At 41.3% G+C, this 16,369-nt stretch carries 13 protein-coding genes; all 13 read right to left on the bottom strand.

The window, feature by feature from the left end; all coding sequences use genetic code 11:
• Nucleotide 1: 1 nt before the first annotated feature.
• Genes T541_RS0100485 through T541_RS0100420 form a run of 13 tightly spaced genes read right to left on the bottom strand, consistent with a single transcriptional unit; the run spans nt 2 to nt 16,261 of the window.
• A complete protein-coding gene (locus T541_RS0100485; RefSeq protein ID WP_026650863.1) occupies nt 2-547 on the bottom strand; it encodes a GNAT family N-acetyltransferase in 546 nt (181 codons plus the stop codon).
• A 2-nt stretch (nt 548-549) separates the two neighbouring features.
• Nucleotides 550-2,472: a hypothetical protein gene (locus tag T541_RS0100480; protein WP_026650862.1), complete on the bottom strand. Its 1,923-nt coding sequence runs from the start codon at nt 2,470-2,472 to the stop codon at nt 550-552.
• 50 nt (nt 2,473-2,522) lie between these two features.
• Nucleotides 2,523-3,659, bottom strand: coding sequence for a dTDP-4-amino-4,6-dideoxygalactose transaminase (gene rffA, locus T541_RS0100475; protein WP_026650861.1), 1,137 nt, complete (start codon nt 3,657-3,659; stop codon nt 2,523-2,525).
• 12 nt (nt 3,660-3,671) lie between these two features.
• Nucleotides 3,672-4,127: a GtrA family protein gene (locus T541_RS0100470; RefSeq protein WP_026650860.1), complete on the bottom strand. Its 456-nt coding sequence runs from the start codon at nt 4,125-4,127 to the stop codon at nt 3,672-3,674.
• A 14-nt stretch (nt 4,128-4,141) separates the two neighbouring features.
• Complete coding sequence (locus T541_RS0100465) at nt 4,142-5,890, bottom strand: hypothetical protein (RefSeq protein WP_026650859.1); 1,749 nt, start codon at nt 5,888-5,890, stop codon at nt 4,142-4,144.
• On the bottom strand, nt 5,884-7,017 hold the full coding sequence (locus T541_RS0100460) for an acyltransferase (RefSeq protein ID WP_026650858.1): 1,134 nt from the start codon (nt 7,015-7,017) through the stop codon (nt 5,884-5,886). The genes T541_RS0100465 and T541_RS0100460 overlap by 7 nt, the downstream gene beginning before the upstream one ends.
• A 17-nt stretch (nt 7,018-7,034) precedes the next feature.
• A complete protein-coding gene (locus T541_RS0100455) occupies nt 7,035-8,786 on the bottom strand; it encodes an ABC transporter ATP-binding protein (RefSeq protein ID WP_026650857.1) in 1,752 nt (583 codons plus the stop codon).
• Between the two features lie 22 nt (nt 8,787-8,808).
• Nucleotides 8,809-9,888 carry a glycosyltransferase family 52 gene (locus T541_RS0100450; RefSeq protein WP_026650856.1) on the bottom strand — a complete coding sequence of 360 codons (1,080 nt, stop codon included), beginning with the start codon at nt 9,886-9,888 and terminating at the stop codon, nt 8,809-8,811.
• Between the two features lies 1 nt (nt 9,889).
• On the bottom strand, nt 9,890-10,948 hold the full coding sequence (locus T541_RS0100445) for a glycosyltransferase (protein ID WP_242840729.1): 1,059 nt from the start codon (nt 10,946-10,948) through the stop codon (nt 9,890-9,892).
• On the bottom strand, nt 10,945-12,030 hold the full coding sequence (gene pseG, locus T541_RS0100440; protein ID WP_026650854.1) for a UDP-2,4-diacetamido-2,4,6-trideoxy-beta-L-altropyranose hydrolase: 1,086 nt from the start codon (nt 12,028-12,030) through the stop codon (nt 10,945-10,947). The genes T541_RS0100445 and pseG overlap by 4 nt, the downstream gene beginning before the upstream one ends.
• Entirely contained in the window at nt 12,031-13,104 is a 1,074-nt protein-coding gene (pseI, locus tag T541_RS0100435) for a pseudaminic acid synthase (protein ID WP_081779802.1), read from the bottom strand.
• A gap of 47 nt (nt 13,105-13,151) precedes the next feature.
• Complete coding sequence (pseF, locus tag T541_RS22025; RefSeq protein ID WP_081779801.1) at nt 13,152-15,062, bottom strand: pseudaminic acid cytidylyltransferase; 1,911 nt, start codon at nt 15,060-15,062, stop codon at nt 13,152-13,154.
• Nucleotides 15,059-16,261: an ATP-grasp domain-containing protein gene (locus T541_RS0100420; RefSeq protein WP_026650852.1), complete on the bottom strand. Its 1,203-nt coding sequence runs from the start codon at nt 16,259-16,261 to the stop codon at nt 15,059-15,061. The genes pseF and T541_RS0100420 overlap by 4 nt, the downstream gene beginning before the upstream one ends.
• Between the last annotated feature and the right edge of the window lie 108 nt (nt 16,262-16,369).

Below are 16,369 nucleotides of genomic sequence, written 5' to 3'. Positions count from 1 at the left end.
ATCAAAGTACTTTTTCCATCAATATCATATCACTTTTTTGACCATCACTGCACTGAACCTTTGGAAGATCTTGTATCTTAACAAAGCCTGCGTTCTCATAGCTCTTGATTGCTGGCGTGTTGTCTGTGAAAGCACGAAGAATCAGCTTCTTAAGGCCCATCTGCTCCCTGGCATAGGTGGTGGCAAGAAGTGCTGTCTCGTTGCCAAAGCCCTTTCCTATGGCGTCGTCTTCTCCAATGAATATGCCGTATTCAGCGGTTTTGTTATCTTCGTCGATGTCACGGAAGTACACGCTTCCAACTGGGGTCAGCTCCTGGGTATCTGGATCTATTTGTCTGTTGTCGCAGATTATAAGCTGCACAACTTCACCCTTTGCCACCTTGGTATTCATCCACTCCCTGTGGCTCTCTGGGGTAAAGACCTCACGGTAAACAAAGTTATCCCGAACTCTCGGGTTATTACGCCATTTAACTATTAAATCTGTATCTTCATCAGTGATGAGTCTTAGCGAAACCTTCTCGCCCCTCATCAGGTATCTGCTCTCCATTATCAGTTACTCCTTGAAAGCTTGTAAATTCCAAACACGTCGCCCACAATCTGCTGCTGTTCTATGGTGACGCTAACGCCCTTTTCTGCATAATAGTCCACAAGCCAGTCCGTAGGTTCGTTAATGTCTTGGACGAAGTATGCATTGTCGGTTAAAAGAGCTGTCTCTATATTACTATAACCAAAGGCCGCCAATTTGTCTCTAAAGAGGGGGCTAAAAGTAGCCCATCCTCCACAAATGTCGTGATTTTGAAGGGAGTTATCCACATTTTTAAACATCTTTTCTGAATAAGTAGCTTCCTCTGGGTTCTCTCCCGCTACAGAAACGCTGGTGTAAACGTCTACAAAGTAGAAGGAATCAGGGTTCTCATTGAAATAATCGTTAAGAGCATCATAGTGCACTCTCATGGCTTGCCTTGCGGCATTCTCACTGCGGATAACAGGGATATAATCTACAACTCCCATGATAAGGGATGCAAATAGCCCCATGATAGCGATCATAGGTACCATTCTTGTAAGGACGGCAATATCATCCTTGCCTGGGTTCTTATTTATGCTTTCTCTAAGGGATTCGCCCTCTATTTCCTGCTCTTCCTCGTCTTCGTCCTCATCGCAATCGTCATCAGGCGCTTCTTCGTCATCGCGGTCCTGATTCCAGCAATTGGTCTTACCAAGTGCTATGTATCTGAACATAAGCATTCCTAGGAGAATGAGGATCTCCATAATGTACAGAGGATGTGTTATACGAATAGGGTCTCTGCCTCTAATAAGGATATAGAGCCAAAGGGTGCTTCTGCAGGCAAAAAGAAGCAGGAGCTGACCTGTAATCAGGAGCTTTTGTCTTACTGAGCTTACCCACGCAATAGGGAACAGGCCCATGAAAAGAATAGTAATATACAGGCACAGTACTGCCATGTTCCATGGGAAGTCTGTCATAGGATACTGATAGCTCTTAGGTTTACTTAAATATCTAAGTCTGTATAGGTAGAGTTTAAGAGCTTCTGAAAGCTTCTCAGAAAATGGCTTCTCATAGGATCTGGTATCGCTGGCATACTTAGCTATAGCGCTTAATGTGTCTGCATTTATCTCTTCATCCAGACCATAGTTGTAGTTAATAAGAAGCTTCTGCTCAGATTCTGAAAGGCCTATGCTGTCGTAGAATTCCTCATTTCCCTCATATTCTGGAATGTACTGGAAATCATAAAGCTCTGTTCTTGCATCAAAGAGTCTGTAGAATTCCTGCCATTCTGAATCTGAGTAGCCTATCTTGTTGGCGCCAAATCCAATAAGTACTGCAAGTGCGATGGATAGGGCTGTTATAAAATAACGTTTGAAATTATTCTTGTCATTGATCCACTTGATAAGAATTGCCACATATACCATAGGAAGGGTCAAAAGAAGCATCTCTGACCTTAGTAGGTATGCAACAAAAATAAGAATTACCGAAAGGACTAGATCTTTTACCCCATCCTTATTGTGGGTCAGAATGATATAAGCCGCTGTTGCGGATAAAAGGCCGCAGGTAAAGGTGTACTGAACGTACAGAAGGTGTGGGCCTATGAGTCCCACTGAAATAATCATAACCAATATGCCTACCAGGGCTTTGGCGTTCCTGTCAAAGATTGCCACAGTTCTATGGCAAATGATAAAGATGCAAAGGTACTGACAGGCGCACAAAAAAATGCCATACCAGTCAGCGCCTGCGAATATTCTGTAAAATGCAGAAATGAATGCACTAATTGGATATAGCATCTGTATGTTGTGGCTCCCAGGAACACCTGTGTAGGCTCCTGAGAGGATGTCCTTCATTAAACAATCGTCATTTAGGTCAAAGTAATAGTCACCAATAATTCCTGTAATAAGAACTATTGCAAATAGAATCACTGCTGAAACTATATAATTTGCTCTTAATGACTTTTTACTCATATGGACTCCATATTACGTAGTGTCAAAAAAGCTATGACAACTGCGCCATATTATGTGAATTTGTAGTATTCCTTGACTCTCATAACTACTTCATCAAGGTCTTCATTGGTGAGCTTGTAGTACATAGGAAGACGAAGAAGTCTCTCGCTTTCCTTGGTTGTGTACTTATCCTCGCCATCGAAACGGCTGTACTTAAGGCCAGCCTTTGAAGAATGAAGTGGTACGTAGTGAGAAGCAGGGAGAATGTCGTTAGCCTGAAGATAATCGATAAGTCCCTTTCTCTCCTCAAAGTCCTTACATTTGATGTAGAACATGTGAGCATTGTGCTGACAGTAGTCAGGAATATATGGAAGTTCGATGAGGCCTTTCTCCTTGAGTGGCTCAAGAGCCTGGTAATATCTGTTCCAGTGATCCATTCTGGCATTGTTAATCTCATCTGCCATCTGGAGCTGTGCATAGAGGTAAGCTGCGTTCATATCACTTGGAAGGTAGGATGAACCTGGCATGATCCAGCTGTACTTATCTACCTTTCCCAGCTTGTAGAGGGTTCTGTTAGTACCCTTTTCTCTAATGATGATAGCGTTATCAACATAGGTCTCATCTCTAAGAAGAAGGGCACCGCCTTCACCCATGCTGTAGTTCTTAGTCTCGTGGAATGAGTAGTTACCAAAATCGCCGATGGCACCAAGGGCCTTTCCCTTGTATGTAGACATTACGCCCTGGGCAGCATCCTCGATAACTACCAGGTTATGTCTCTTGGCGATATCCATGATGGTATCCATCTCACAACCTACACCTGCATAGTGCATAGGAACGATGGCTCTTGTCTTAGGAGTGATAGCTCTTTCGATGAGGTTCTCATCCATGTTCATGGTATCTGGTCTGATATCAACGAATACAACAGTTGCTCCTCTAAGAACGAAGGCATTGGCTGTTGATACGAAGGTATATGAAGGCATGATAACTTCATCGCCTTCCTTAATGTCTGCAAGGATTGCTGCCATTTCTGTAGCATGCGTGCATGATGTTGTAAGAAGGGCCTTGGTTACGCCAGTCTTATTCTCGATCCATTCGTTACACTTAGCTGTGTATGGGCCATCGCCACAGATCTTCTGATTCTCAACACATTCCTTGATATAATCAAACTCTTTTCCTGTATATGGTGGTACGTTGAAGTTAATTCTCATAGCTCTTACCTCTTATTTCTTTTCAAGGAAAATCTTTCTTGATATGAAATTATATACCATAACTACGCCAGTTGCGCCAAATTTAAAGAATACATCCTTAGCAAATCCTGCGCTCATAATACTCTGAAGCCAAGTCCAGTTAAGATAGATAACATCGTATCCGATGAACAGGCAGAGCTCATTGATACCAAGACCAATAATACTCAGGATAAGGAAGATCATGAATTCTTTCTTTCTGCTGATATCCTCTTTTCTTTCAAATACAAACTTGAAGCTGAGGATATAGTTAACTACTACTGAAACAGTAAATCCAAGAAGTGCTGAGATCAGGTAGTACTGTGGAAATACGTTGCTAAAGCCTGTTGCCTCAAATACAACGTTGAAAATTCTGTAGATTACATAATCAACAATAAAGGCAATAACGCCTACAACTCCAAATTTAGCAATCTGTGCTAAAAGCTTATTCATAATAATGCTCCTCTTTACTTGTTCTCTGTAAAAACAATAAATCTTTCGCTCTCAAAGACCTTATTATAATCGTGATTGGCAATATAGTCCAATAAAATATCGTATTTCTCACCGATGTTGGCATAGTCCTGCATCTGAGCGCCAACAATGATCATAGGAGTTGGGTTCTCTGATGTTGAGAGCTCCATAAGCTGATTATCAAAGGTCTCTGTGGTATAACTGTCAAGATCTGGCCAGATTGTATCAATAGCTGGCTCTAAATCGTAAACGTACGCCAGCCCCGGAATTCCTCCAAAAAGAATTGTCTTTTGATCAAGAAGATCATTGGTGTAGAGAAAAGCATAAAGCTCCTCAACGCTATCAGCATTATCTCTTGTTGTCACCATATGTCTGACCTTAGGTATCATCGAAACCGTAGCATCTCTGACCTGACCATCTGCTCCGTCCACAAAGGAGAAATTGATGCGGAACAATGTGCCCTGGATCAGGGTTACAACAATAACCATTGTTATCATACTCTGCCATGAGAAATGATACTGGGCTTCTCCAAGTCTCTGCATGAGTCTTCTCATGAGCCACAATGTTATTGGAGCCACGTAGAACAGATTATTGATAACAGGGAAGGTATAGTTATTACTTCCAAGTGGTGTTATCAGGATGATGATAAGGGACATAAATGCCAGTGTCTGCTCCTGTTTGCTGCCATTCAAAACACCTGTTGTGCCAATTATCGATAAGATAATGGCTATTATCACAAACATCATGGCAGCCTGGAACATGCTGTCATAATAGAAATAGTTTCTGGTAAATACTCCGGTTGAGAAGTAGAACTTGACCAGAATAAGGAGTCCCAGTATGTATAAGATCTTTTTAACAAGAACATACTTCTCCGGAAGGAGCATAAACATGATTATTCCAGCCACAAGACATGGAATCATGATGATCATGTCATAACCTGTTGTAACATAGGCCTGAACAATAGATGATATCATTCCTACGCTGCTGTAATCCGAAGCGCCCTCTGTCATTCCAAAGAGGCTCTGGATCATGCCAAAATAGGCCATTGGCCCATACATAACACTCGCTATTATATAAAAAACTCCAAATCCGCAGGCATAACCAAGGATACAGACAAAGGTCTGCCTTAGGGTTTCAGATATCTTTTCCCTTGTAATAAAACAGTAGAACCAGAGAACCAGTATGAAAGCCGCCTCTGTGATATTAGGAAATCTTACAAATACGTTGACTCCAAGAAATACCCCCGCTAGGAACAGATACAGATTCTGCTTCTCCCAGGCAAATATGCCCTTTAAAAGGAATATTACTCCAAGAGTCATGAACAGATATGTAAGATTGTTGTACATGATAACTCTAGGGCACCAGCAAAGGCCTTCGCACATGAAAAGGCCGATGAACAGCATCCAGCCAGGCATATAGGCCTGAAGTCCATAATACGCTATAAGAACGATGGCACTAATGATAAAAGAACTGTAAATGCTAAATCCAAGCATTGTGTAGCCATAGGGCAGACACATAATGAGCTTGCCAACTACGTTACTTAGGAAGGTTGCAAGGAGCCACATAGGGTTAATGCTGTTCATATACTCGTAGTTGCCAAGATTATAGGTCGTATCTGATATGTCAAGGCCGGCATTTACGCCTACCAGAGGGAAAAGCAGAAGAATCAAAGGAAAGACGTACTTTTCCAATGGCTTCTGGTAATCCTTGAATTTGTAAAAATAGCACCTGAAATTATTTAGCATAGCTTCTCATCCAATTCTCTTATCTTTTTAAAGAGCCAGGTATTATACATAACTCTGCCAACATAGCTAAAGATTGTTTTGCGGATAAAGTCAACAAATATGCCTGCTACAAACACGATGAAAATTGAGATCATAAGGTGAATAAAGTATCCAATAACGCTATCTACTGGAACTCTTCCAATCAGATGCTCAATCCATGTAACCCATCTGCCCTGAATTTCAAGGTGCATGTGAAGAAGATACACACCAAAGGTAAGCGGAGCCACGAATCTAACCACGTCTGCCACCTTGTTCTCTCTCATTCTGTAGAATCTAAAGAATGAGAACAATCCCAAAGAGCCAGTTAAGGTGAATATGAAATTAAGGTGGATTGGAACCTCTGAATAGTAGATAAATCCGCCTCTTGTAAGATTCACGTAGTGGAAGAAAATGCTAAACAGGAATATAAGTCCACAGGAAATCAGGAATACAAGGGCTGATTTCTTGGCGTTAATAAACAATACCACGTCGTATTTCCTTACATAGGCAGCAATAAGATAAAGAACCAGGAACCATCCATATTTGTAGCCCTTATCATCAGTTACAAAATAGACAGGAACAAAGCTCTTTATTATACAGAACCAAACTAAAAGGCCAATGATGATAGCCTTAAGCTGAACTCTCTTAAGGTGCTCTACAGCAACGTTCATTATTGGAGCAAAAAGATACATGATCACGTAGGCTGTAACGAACCAGTAATGCTCTGAAGAAATAGGGAAAATGTACTGAACAAACTTATAAACCGAGTCGTTCTCCTGAACAACATAGGTTCCCACCATCATCATTGCAATAGAAATGAGGATAGTGTAGAAGTACACCTGACAGATAAGCTGAAGCATGCGGCTTAGCTTAACCTTAGATTTAGACATAAAAAATCCACTGATAAATACATAGGTATTTAATCCGGTGATACAGATTGCCTCCATGATGGTGGCAAAAACCTGCACACCTGTGGCTGGAACACCTAAATGAAGCAGAACATCTGCGCTGGAATTGTAGTGAAGCACCAGAATCATCAGCATCGCTACGATTCTCAAAAGCTCTATATTTGCATTTCTCTTTTTAGCAACGGTTACCCCACTACTCATCATTCCTCCTTGCAGATTTATCTGTTAACTTCTGCCTTGCCGTTCTCAATTCTGTAGACCATATCACACTTCTCAATTGTCTGAAGTCTGTGAGCTATGATAATAAGTGTCTTTTTGCCATGAAGCTTGTTAATGGAATCCATGATGGCTGCCTCAGTCTCGTTATCAAGAGCTGATGTAGCTTCATCCAGTACAAGCACCTCTGGGTTTTCAAAAAGAGCTCTCGCAATACCAATACGCTGTCTCTGGCCACCAGATAATCTGATTCCGCGTTCGCCGATCTTGGTATCAAGTCCCTCAGGAAGAGTCTTAACAAACTCATCCAATGAAGCCTCTTTAAGGGCCTGCCAAACTTTTTCATCATCTATGTCTTCATCAGCATAGCCAAAGGCTACGTTCTTTCTGATGGTAGAATCGATCATAAAGATAGTCTGTGGGATGTAGCCAATATTCTTAAGCCATCCCTGATAGTTCTCCATGGCATCAACGCCATCAGCAAGGATCTTACCGCTTTCTGGCTTGAGAAGGCCAAGAAGTACGTCAACGATGGTGGTCTTTCCTGCGCCTGATGTTCCAACAATACCAACTGACTTTCCTACAGGAATCTCCATGTTAGCCTTTTCCAGGATGTAGTGCTCAGTTCCTGGGTATTTGTAGGTAATTTCCTTCATTTCTATATTCTTAGTAACAGGGAGCTTTTCAACATAGCTCTTTTTCCTGTAATCTTCACTGTTGTATGAGATTGAGCCGTCATGTATCTCTGTCTGAAGGTTATCGCTAACATTCATAAGGAATGGCTCAAAGTAAGCGATTGAAGTCATGTAGTTGTTGATTCTGTTGGCACTTGGAAGAAGTCTTGCTGCAGCAGCTGCAAGGACTGTGATCTGAGGAAGAAGCTGGGAAATGTCTGCTCCTCCGGCCATAACCACAAGCATATATCCGATCATACCTGCAATTGCTATTGTTTCTATAAGAAGACGTGGTGTTGAGTTGTATAGGCTGTACTTCTGAACAGCGTTTACATAGCCTGCGCCACAATCTGCATAGCCATTTATGAAGTAGTTCTCCTTGGCTGCAATCTTGATTTCCTTGATTCCAGTTACAGACTCATCAATCCACTTGTACAGTCCTGAGTAGTAATCCTGGTTCTCCTGACCAGCCTTTACCATAACAGGCTTTATGAAATACTTGATGATAAGAAGCACTGCCACGAGAAGCGTAGCTATGCTAAGTGTCATCTTGGCATCCTGACTTAAGAGCATAAATACAAGGCAAACAAATACAATCATCTCACTGATAAGCTGAAGACAGCTAAGGATAAGGCCGTACATGTTATTAACATCAGATGTTATGTTTCGCTGAATTATGCTGGTGTCAGCATTCAGGTAGTATTCGTAAGGTCTTTGCATGAAGTTGATCATCATGCGTCTTGAAGTGGCGAACTGATTGGTATAAACGAATCGTAGCTGAACCACATTCATGAAATACAGGAATATGTTCTTTACCACAAAGACAAGTATAAGTGAAACCATTATCACTGCCGCAAGCTGAGTAGCATTGGTAAGGTGAAGGGTATTGTAGATAAGAGAAAGCCATCTGCTCTCCTGAACCTGCTCAGGGTCTACAACTACCTGCATAACCGGGGCAATAAGGGCAATACCAACGGATTCCAAAATACCGCCGATCAGCATAAGTATTACTATTCCAACCATCTGCCTCTTTTGCTTCTTATCAAGAAGCACCATCAGCTTTTTGTAAATTTTGCGCATAAAACTAAAATCCTTCCAAAACTTAATCTGTTATAGCTTCATTCTGTCTGTGGATCTCCGGAGCTTCGTACAAATCCATGAAATCGTCTCCAAGATAGATCTTCTCATCCACAAATTTGATGGAATCCACAACAGTATATACTGAAACCAGCCTGTCAAACTTAAGGCCATCAATGAAATTCAGCATCTCCATAGGGAATGATCCGTCAAGGACCACTGCCTCTTTAAAGATATTCTTATAATCAAGAAGGTCTCTTGGGTGCTGTTTAATTATAACAGCAGCCTTCTTTCCGTCAATCTGACCATATTGCTCTATTATATCACTAAATATCTTTTCCCTAACTGTCAGGTCGCAAAGGGGCTCAGACAGTACAAGAATGGTCTTATCACTTTCTCTCTGGGAAAAGAGCTTTCTATTAAGCCCATCAATGTCTTCCACAAAGAGCTTCAGCATCTTTTCCTTCTCTTCTGAGGTAAGTCTGTCTGTCAGGGTCTTTCTTGGAAGCTCAACATATTTGTCACAGGGATATGGAAGAACTGAGATATTGTTTACCTCCATATCGATACAGTATTTACCGTAGCCATTCTGAATAAAGATAAAGCCCATTTTAGCCATCCAGGCCTTGATCTTAAAATGACCCCTGTTATCATATCTGGCTGTATCATAGTATCTTATGCAGTCGAGGCCATCCTCCACAGCATGGTACTTGATCTTCTTGTAGCTAAGGTAATAGCCTATCGGGTCAGAATCGCAGAATACATAAATATCCTTATACTTAGAAAAGTCCACAGGAACATACTGCTCCTGAAGCTTTCCAAAAAGCTTGCAGAACTTCATTCTTCTAAGCATATTGACAGCGATATTACCTGAATCAGTCTTATATTTCTTAAGTTCAGGGAAGAAGGTATCCTCCTTCTCATCGTACTCAAAAACCTCATCAAAAATACCGCAGGTCTTAGCTCTTTCTACCATTGATCCAAACTTGTTGGACATCTTGGAAAGAACAAGACTTGCTCCGCCATTTCCTCCTATATAAAATTCCTTAAGACATGCCACATAAACATGATAAAAAGTATGGCATACATAAATTCTATCGTACATCTTATCCCTTACTTCTAAGTCCTCTGTAAAACCACAGTAATCTGTAGTATATATAGAATAACAACTGTGATTTCATCTGCATCTTAATGAGCTTCTTTTCCTCTGGATGGATCTTCTCCTGATAATATGCATTGTTTTGGAAATCAGGGAAGGTTTCCTTCATTTCTTTTCCCAGGGCCTTGGTAAATCCGTAGCATCCTGAAAGCTTAGAGCTCTTAGGCATGGCAGAAAAAAGAGTATTAACATAAAATAACACTATATATTGAAATTCAATCTCGTTCTTATACTTGTCAAAATAGCCATTATCTCTGGCTTCCTTAAGGATCAACCTTCCAGCAGCCATTCTATCCTCAAGATTCTTTCTGGATATGCTGTGAACTGTTGATATCTCATGCTGATAGTAGTAGTAAAGTGGCTCCTGAATATATTCAAAGTGCTTAGACTTCAGCATCCAGGTATTACTTACTGCATTATCCTCGTAAAAGATATCCTCCGGGAAAATATCCACGTGATCACTGGTTCCCGGCTCATAGGATCCAAGAATCAGCTCTCTTTTATAAACCTTAACAACCAGGCTTCCTGTCTCAAGAATGAGGTTCTTATACCTTTCCTCATCCATAACGCCCGTTTGGGAATAATTATTGTTGTGTACTATCTGTCCAACCTTGAAGCTATGCTCATCTGTAAAGCAGTAATCACACCCCACCATATCGGCCCCTGTCTCTTCTGCCTTCTTAAGGAGCCTTTCGTAATAATCTTCAACTACCCAATCATCAGAATCGATAAATCCGATCCACTCTCCCTTTGCTATGGCAAGGCCCAGGTTCTTGGCTCCTCCCTGATGGTGATTAACCTCAGAGTGAAGTGCAATGAACTTTTCAGGATATTTCTTTTGATAATCCAACAAAATATCCATTGAGTTGTCCGTTGAGCAGTCATCCACAGCTATTATCTCGTAATCATCCTTAAGGGTCTGATTCACAAGACTATCAAGGCAAAAATTCAGTTTTCCGTCAGATGCCATGTTGTACACAGGTACAACAATGCTTAACTTGATCATATACGCTCCACAATAACATCCGCTATCCTTTTAGCCCCCATACCATCTATAAGGCCGCGAGCGGTGTCACTCATTCTTTTTCTAAATCCAGGGTTCTCAACAGCAGCTGTTCCCCAGGTTACAATCTTCTGAACCAGCCTGTGGTCCTTTCTTGCATCGCCTGCATACTTGGCAGCTCCCTTTTTATCAAAGGTCATGGCGAAATCCACCTGATTATCAGCCATGCTAAAGACTACAGTGGGAACGCCCACTGCGCATAGCTCATAAAGAGTTGTGCCACCAGCAGAGACTGCGAAATCACAATCCTTCATAATATTGGCCATGTTATCCACAGCTTCGTGTATATTTATCCTGGAATCCTTACTGGCCATTTCCTCAAGCTCTTTTTTATAATCATCTTCAAAAAGAGCTCCCACGATAACTTCGCAGGTTATACCTGTAAGATCCAATACTCCTCTGCAAGGGCTGTCGTCATAATATATCTCTTTGAGGATATCTCCCAGAACATGATAGGGATCAGTTCCTCCAGCAGAGAGAAAGGCCTTTTGAGCCCTGTCCCTGATAACATAATCGTTCTGAGCAAACTGCTCCCTGATAGGTGAATATTCAGGTCCAAGGAGCTTGATAGGCGCTCCATAGAAATCCTCTGGAATCTCTATATCGTAATTGATAATAATATCAACGGGATAATCGAATTTATAAAGGTCATCAATATAGGCAAGCTTTGTGTCTGGTGACACTTCATCAAGCATCTTTTTAAGCTGCTCAAAGTAATCCGGTGTAACGAAGTAGGTATCTATCAGGAAAAGATCTGGCTTCTCCTCAACAAATATATCCTTTAAAAGCTCTATGTCCTCAGAAGGCTCAGAATAGTTGGTATGAAGAATGACGCCCTCAAAAAAGCTTCCTTCCTCATCTGAAAGGGTCTTTAGGATATTGGCGCTCTGCTCATCAGAAAGAGCAAAGGTCACTTCCATTCCCTTCTGAATAAACTCCTTAGCTATAGACATGCAACGTCTTATGTGTCCTGTAGCAATAATTCCATTACCATTTGCTTTGATCCAGATCTTTTTTGATGACATTTAGCCCTCCTTAAAATCTTCGTACTTAAGCGGTTCTCCTCTGAACAGGTCATGTGTAGCTACTTTCCCTAAAACATTATCAAATTCTATAGGTGGCAGGCCGTTTCCTGGTCTTATGGATCTGATATTCTCTCTGGTCAGCACCTCTCCTGCCTTAACATCCTTTACTATAAAAAGACTTCTCGCTCCTTCTCTTTCAGTTTCCTGAACAGGAGTAAGCTTGTATTCGCTCTTTCCTAAAGCTTTCTCAACAATTCTCACATTCTTAACAAGCTCAGCAAATTCTTCTGGCTCCATGGAGAATGCTCCATCCGGACCTCCATCTGCTCGCTTTAAGGTGATGTGCTTTTCTATCATTCTTGCGCCCAGAGCCACTGAAGCAACTGCCACGGCACTTCCCATTGTGTGATCTGAAAGACCCATGATACAGCCATATTCACTAGCCAGCGTTGGAATCATGTTAAGATTCACATCTTCATAAGGTGTAGGATATGCTGAAACACACTTAAGAAGGATGATATCCTTGTTGCCTTCCTGTAAGCAGGCCTCAATCGCAAGTCGGATGTCGCTTTCAAGGGCTACGCCTGTTGCAAGGATCATAGGCTTATGCTTGGAAGCACACTCTCTGATAAGAGGAATATCTGTAATCTCATATGATGCAATCTTATAAGCTGGCATATTCATCTGCTCCATGAAATCCACCGCAGTAGAATCAAAAGGAGAAGAGAAACAGTCAAGTCCAAGACTGTTTGCCACCTCGCACAGCTTAGGCTGCCAATCCCATGGAGTATAGGCCTCCTGATAAAGCTTATGAAGGGTTGTTCCATCCCATATAGTTCCTCCAGTAATCTGGAAATAACTCTTATCAGAATCAATTGTTATTGTATCTGCTGTATAGGTCTGGAGCTTAATTGCATCTACTCCTGCCTCTTTAGCAGCGTGTATGATCTCAACCGCTCTGTTATAATCCTGTAAATGATTGGCAGACATTTCTGCCACAATATATACCGGACTATCCTTACTGATCACATGATCAGCCAGTTTGATCTTGGAATTAAGATTGAATTCAGGCATATAAAACCTCTCCTGTTCTACAGTTTACAGATAACACTAGTTATCATTCAAGGCTCATAGTAATTGTTCTGCATGTATTCGTCATTGGTCCAGGGCTTTCTTGCCACGAACAAAGAGCCATCAGTTTTTTTAACATAAACCCCTGGGAAATAATGAATGAACAAAGGTGTAAGACAAACTGTATATCCACCTGCATTGGTAAATACAACTCTGTCTCCAGTCTTTAGCTCTTTTTCATTCTCAGCCGCAAAAAGTCTGTCATATTCCATACAGGTAGCACCACAGATCATCTGGTTATCAAGGGTCTGTCTGTTGTCACTACCCTTAAACTCAAATCTGTGAGGATACCATCTTCTTGTAACCTGTGGATTGAGGTTGACTCTGCTTCCATCAATCACTACATAGACATGGTCTCTGATGTGCTTTGTATCAATAACGCTTGTCACAAAATCAAAACTTGATGAAACCATTGATACTCCTGGCTCCATAACAAGCTTGGTTTTATCTGGAATAAACTTCTGTGAAAGGACCTTGGCTATGGCTGGAACATATTGTCTGAAGTCAGGCTTACCTTCCACGCCTCCATAATATCCACCGCCCATATCAACATATTCAAGGTCCAGATTAAATTCCTCTGCCATTTTGACAGCCACACTGGCCAAGGCCTCGTATGCCTTAACTGATCTTGACTTGGTGGAGGAATGTAAATGAAGTCCAACTATGGTAGCATTTGTTATTTTATTGATTTGTTCTACAACTTCAGCAAGCTGGCCATTCTCGTAGGAATATCCAAATCTGCTTCCCTCTTCGTCAGCAAGAACTTCATCCGGGATTAGAGTATGAATATCATAATTAACTCTAAGTCCTACCTTAAGGTTCTTATCTGGATTCTCCTCTGCAATCTCCTTAAGCCATAAAGGCTCGTAAGAAGAATCCATGTTAACATATCCACCGGATAAAAGAACTTCTTCAAAGGTCTTCCTATCCTTAATTGGACCATTATATATGATCTTATCCTTAGGATATCCAAGTCTTCTGGAAAGCTCGTATTCTTCTTTGGACACTACCTCTGCAAAAAAGTCCTGCTTCTTAAAGAAAGTAAGAAGCCATGGAAGTGAATTGGTCTTTACAGAAAAAGAACAGATGTAATTATTCCAACTGCCTTCCAGTGCGGATTGTAGCATCTTAGTATCTGATAAAAGCTTAGCTTCATCTATTCTGTAATATGGAGTCTGAAGGGCATCATCATCAAATACTGTAGCTGTCAGATCTGTGCCCTTGCTCTTAAGGGCTCTGTACTTCTGTTCAGCTATCATCCAGTCTTCAAAGGTATCAATGTCCTGAACCTCGCTCTCATTGAGGATTACAGGAACCATATCATCTGTGTCTGTTGTATTGTCTCTAAAGAAAGCATCAGTCCTACATGCATAGAACTGGCCACTATCATGATAAAGCTTATCAAGGTCCTGGGATCTGGTGCTTGCAAACTCAGGATATTTCCTTACAAGCCTTTCATTTTCAATAACAAAGCCCCTCTGTGGAGGGTATGAAAATTGAACAACAGGTGTTACTGATTCATGCTGATCCAGCTTATCCATAGCTTCCCTAAGTCTTTCGGGAGTTATGAATGGAGCTGTTGGATAAATACAACAGAATCTGTCAAATTCCTTACCATTCTCTTTGTATGTCAAAAGAACTTCTGCAATAACCTGATCTGTTGTGGCATAATCATTAGCAGTGTCACCACTTCTAAAAAATGGCACAACAGCACCAGCGGAAATGGCCACCTCCGCTATCTCTTTGTCATCTGTAGAAACCATTATCTCATCAAATGCTCCACTTTCAATAGCCGCTGTTATCGAATAGCAGATTATAGGTTTTCCACAGAATTCCTTTATATTCTTTCTGGGAATTCTCTTACTTCCGCCCCTTGCTGTTATGATTGCAACAGAGCTCATTTATTATCCTCCAACTCAAACTCGCTTTTTATGGCATCTGCATAACCATCCAGTTCAAAGAATGAACTTGCTTCGAGAACATAATAGCCTCTTCCCATGATGGAAGCGCCATTTGTAACCTTGCCAAGATACATTCCACTCTTTAGATTACATTGCCATGCCTTAATTGGATACTTTTTCATAAGTTCCTTCTCATCAGGAACCTTATTAACTCTCACATCTTCAAAATCGAAATACCTGATCATCATGTGCTTATGCACTGATGGCTCAAAGGAATGTGACTTTTTAAGCTCAGGAACTGCCATCTTAATAAACTCTGTAACCTCATCCACTCCACTGGCCATAGGAGTAAAGAGGTTGTGAAGATTGTGTCCGGATGGTCTGGCTGAAGTCTCGATCAGGAAAGGATTTCCATCCTTATCCTTGATAATATCTGCATGAACGATATTGTTGGTAAAGCCAAAGGCCTCACCAACTCCCTGCATCAGCTTCTTAACCTTGTCAAAGAAATCCTTGTTCTTATCGGTTTCAATTACTGAATAATAGCCTACGCACTCTCTGTATGGAGGTGGTGTATTTCTTTTACCACGAAGAAGAATCAGCTTGAAATCTCCATCCTCGAAGACGCCATCAAGACCGTACTCAACGCCCTCAACCATTGTCTCCACAATGTAGTCCTCATCATAAGGAGCTGCATTTAAAAAGCCCTCTTTAAGCTGTTCTTTGGTATTGTAGATCTCAACGCCTCTGCTTCCAGACCCAAATCTTGGCTTAACCACCACAGGAAATACCTGATTGAGCTCATCCACATCAGTGTCATCCTGACCTGCAGGAATCAGATACAGCTCAACCTTTCTAAGGCCCTGCTCTGCAAGAATTCTATGAAACTCATATTTATCAGTACAAATGTTGGAACTATGCTCAGAAACACCGCAAAGTCCGTAATAATCATTGATCACACCAGTGGTAGTAAGATATCTTCCGATAGGAACAGGAAGAATAACATCTGGTTTGTTTGAATCCAGGATCTCTTTTACCTTCTGAGGATTTCTAATATCTACAACAAAGGAAGCATCTGCCGCTTTAAGACCAGGTGCTTCCGGATTTCCATCAAGGGCTACGACTTCCAGTCCCAGTTCCTTGGCTTTAGTAATTGCATAGATTGATTCGGAACTAGCTCCAATTACTGCCGCTCTCATCAAATTAACGCCTCCTTGTCAGGATTATCGCAATTTGGGTACACTTCCCAATTTACTTGATTATAATATAAGATAATATAAAGGTCAAAAAACCCGCATAAATACGCC

The organism is Butyrivibrio proteoclasticus P6B7 (genome assembly GCF_000622085.1).
Classification (GTDB): domain Bacteria; phylum Bacillota; class Clostridia; order Lachnospirales; family Lachnospiraceae; genus Butyrivibrio; species Butyrivibrio proteoclasticus_A.
This window is presented reverse-complemented; position numbering and strand designations above follow the sequence as displayed.

Coding starts and splice junctions, on each gene's coding strand:
- T541_RS0100480 (WP_026650862.1), bottom strand. CDS start 2,472: ATGAGTAAAAAGTCATTAAGAGCAAATTATATAGTTTCAGCAGTGATT.
- T541_RS0100465 (WP_026650859.1), bottom strand. CDS start 5,890: ATGCTAAATAATTTCAGGTGCTATTTTTACAAATTCAAGGATTACCAG.
- T541_RS0100470 (WP_026650860.1), bottom strand. CDS start 4,127: ATGAATAAGCTTTTAGCACAGATTGCTAAATTTGGAGTTGTAGGCGTT.
- T541_RS0100445 (WP_242840729.1), bottom strand. CDS start 10,948: ATGATCAAGTTAAGCATTGTTGTACCTGTGTACAACATGGCATCTGAC.
- T541_RS0100420 (WP_026650852.1), bottom strand. CDS start 16,261: ATGAGAGCGGCAGTAATTGGAGCTAGTTCCGAATCAATCTATGCAATT.
- rffA (WP_026650861.1), bottom strand. CDS start 3,659: ATGAGAATTAACTTCAACGTACCACCATATACAGGAAAAGAGTTTGAT.
- T541_RS0100450 (WP_026650856.1), bottom strand. CDS start 9,888: ATGTACGATAGAATTTATGTATGCCATACTTTTTATCATGTTTATGTG.
- T541_RS0100460 (WP_026650858.1), bottom strand. CDS start 7,017: ATGAGTAGTGGGGTAACCGTTGCTAAAAAGAGAAATGCAAATATAGAG.
- T541_RS0100455 (WP_026650857.1), bottom strand. CDS start 8,786: ATGCGCAAAATTTACAAAAAGCTGATGGTGCTTCTTGATAAGAAGCAA.
- pseG (WP_026650854.1), bottom strand. CDS start 12,030: ATGTCATCAAAAAAGATCTGGATCAAAGCAAATGGTAATGGAATTATT.
- pseI (WP_081779802.1), bottom strand. CDS start 13,104: ATGCCTGAATTCAATCTTAATTCCAAGATCAAACTGGCTGATCATGTG.
- T541_RS0100485 (WP_026650863.1), bottom strand. CDS start 547: ATGGAGAGCAGATACCTGATGAGGGGCGAGAAGGTTTCGCTAAGACTC.
- pseF (WP_081779801.1), bottom strand. CDS start 15,062: ATGAGCTCTGTTGCAATCATAACAGCAAGGGGCGGAAGTAAGAGAATT.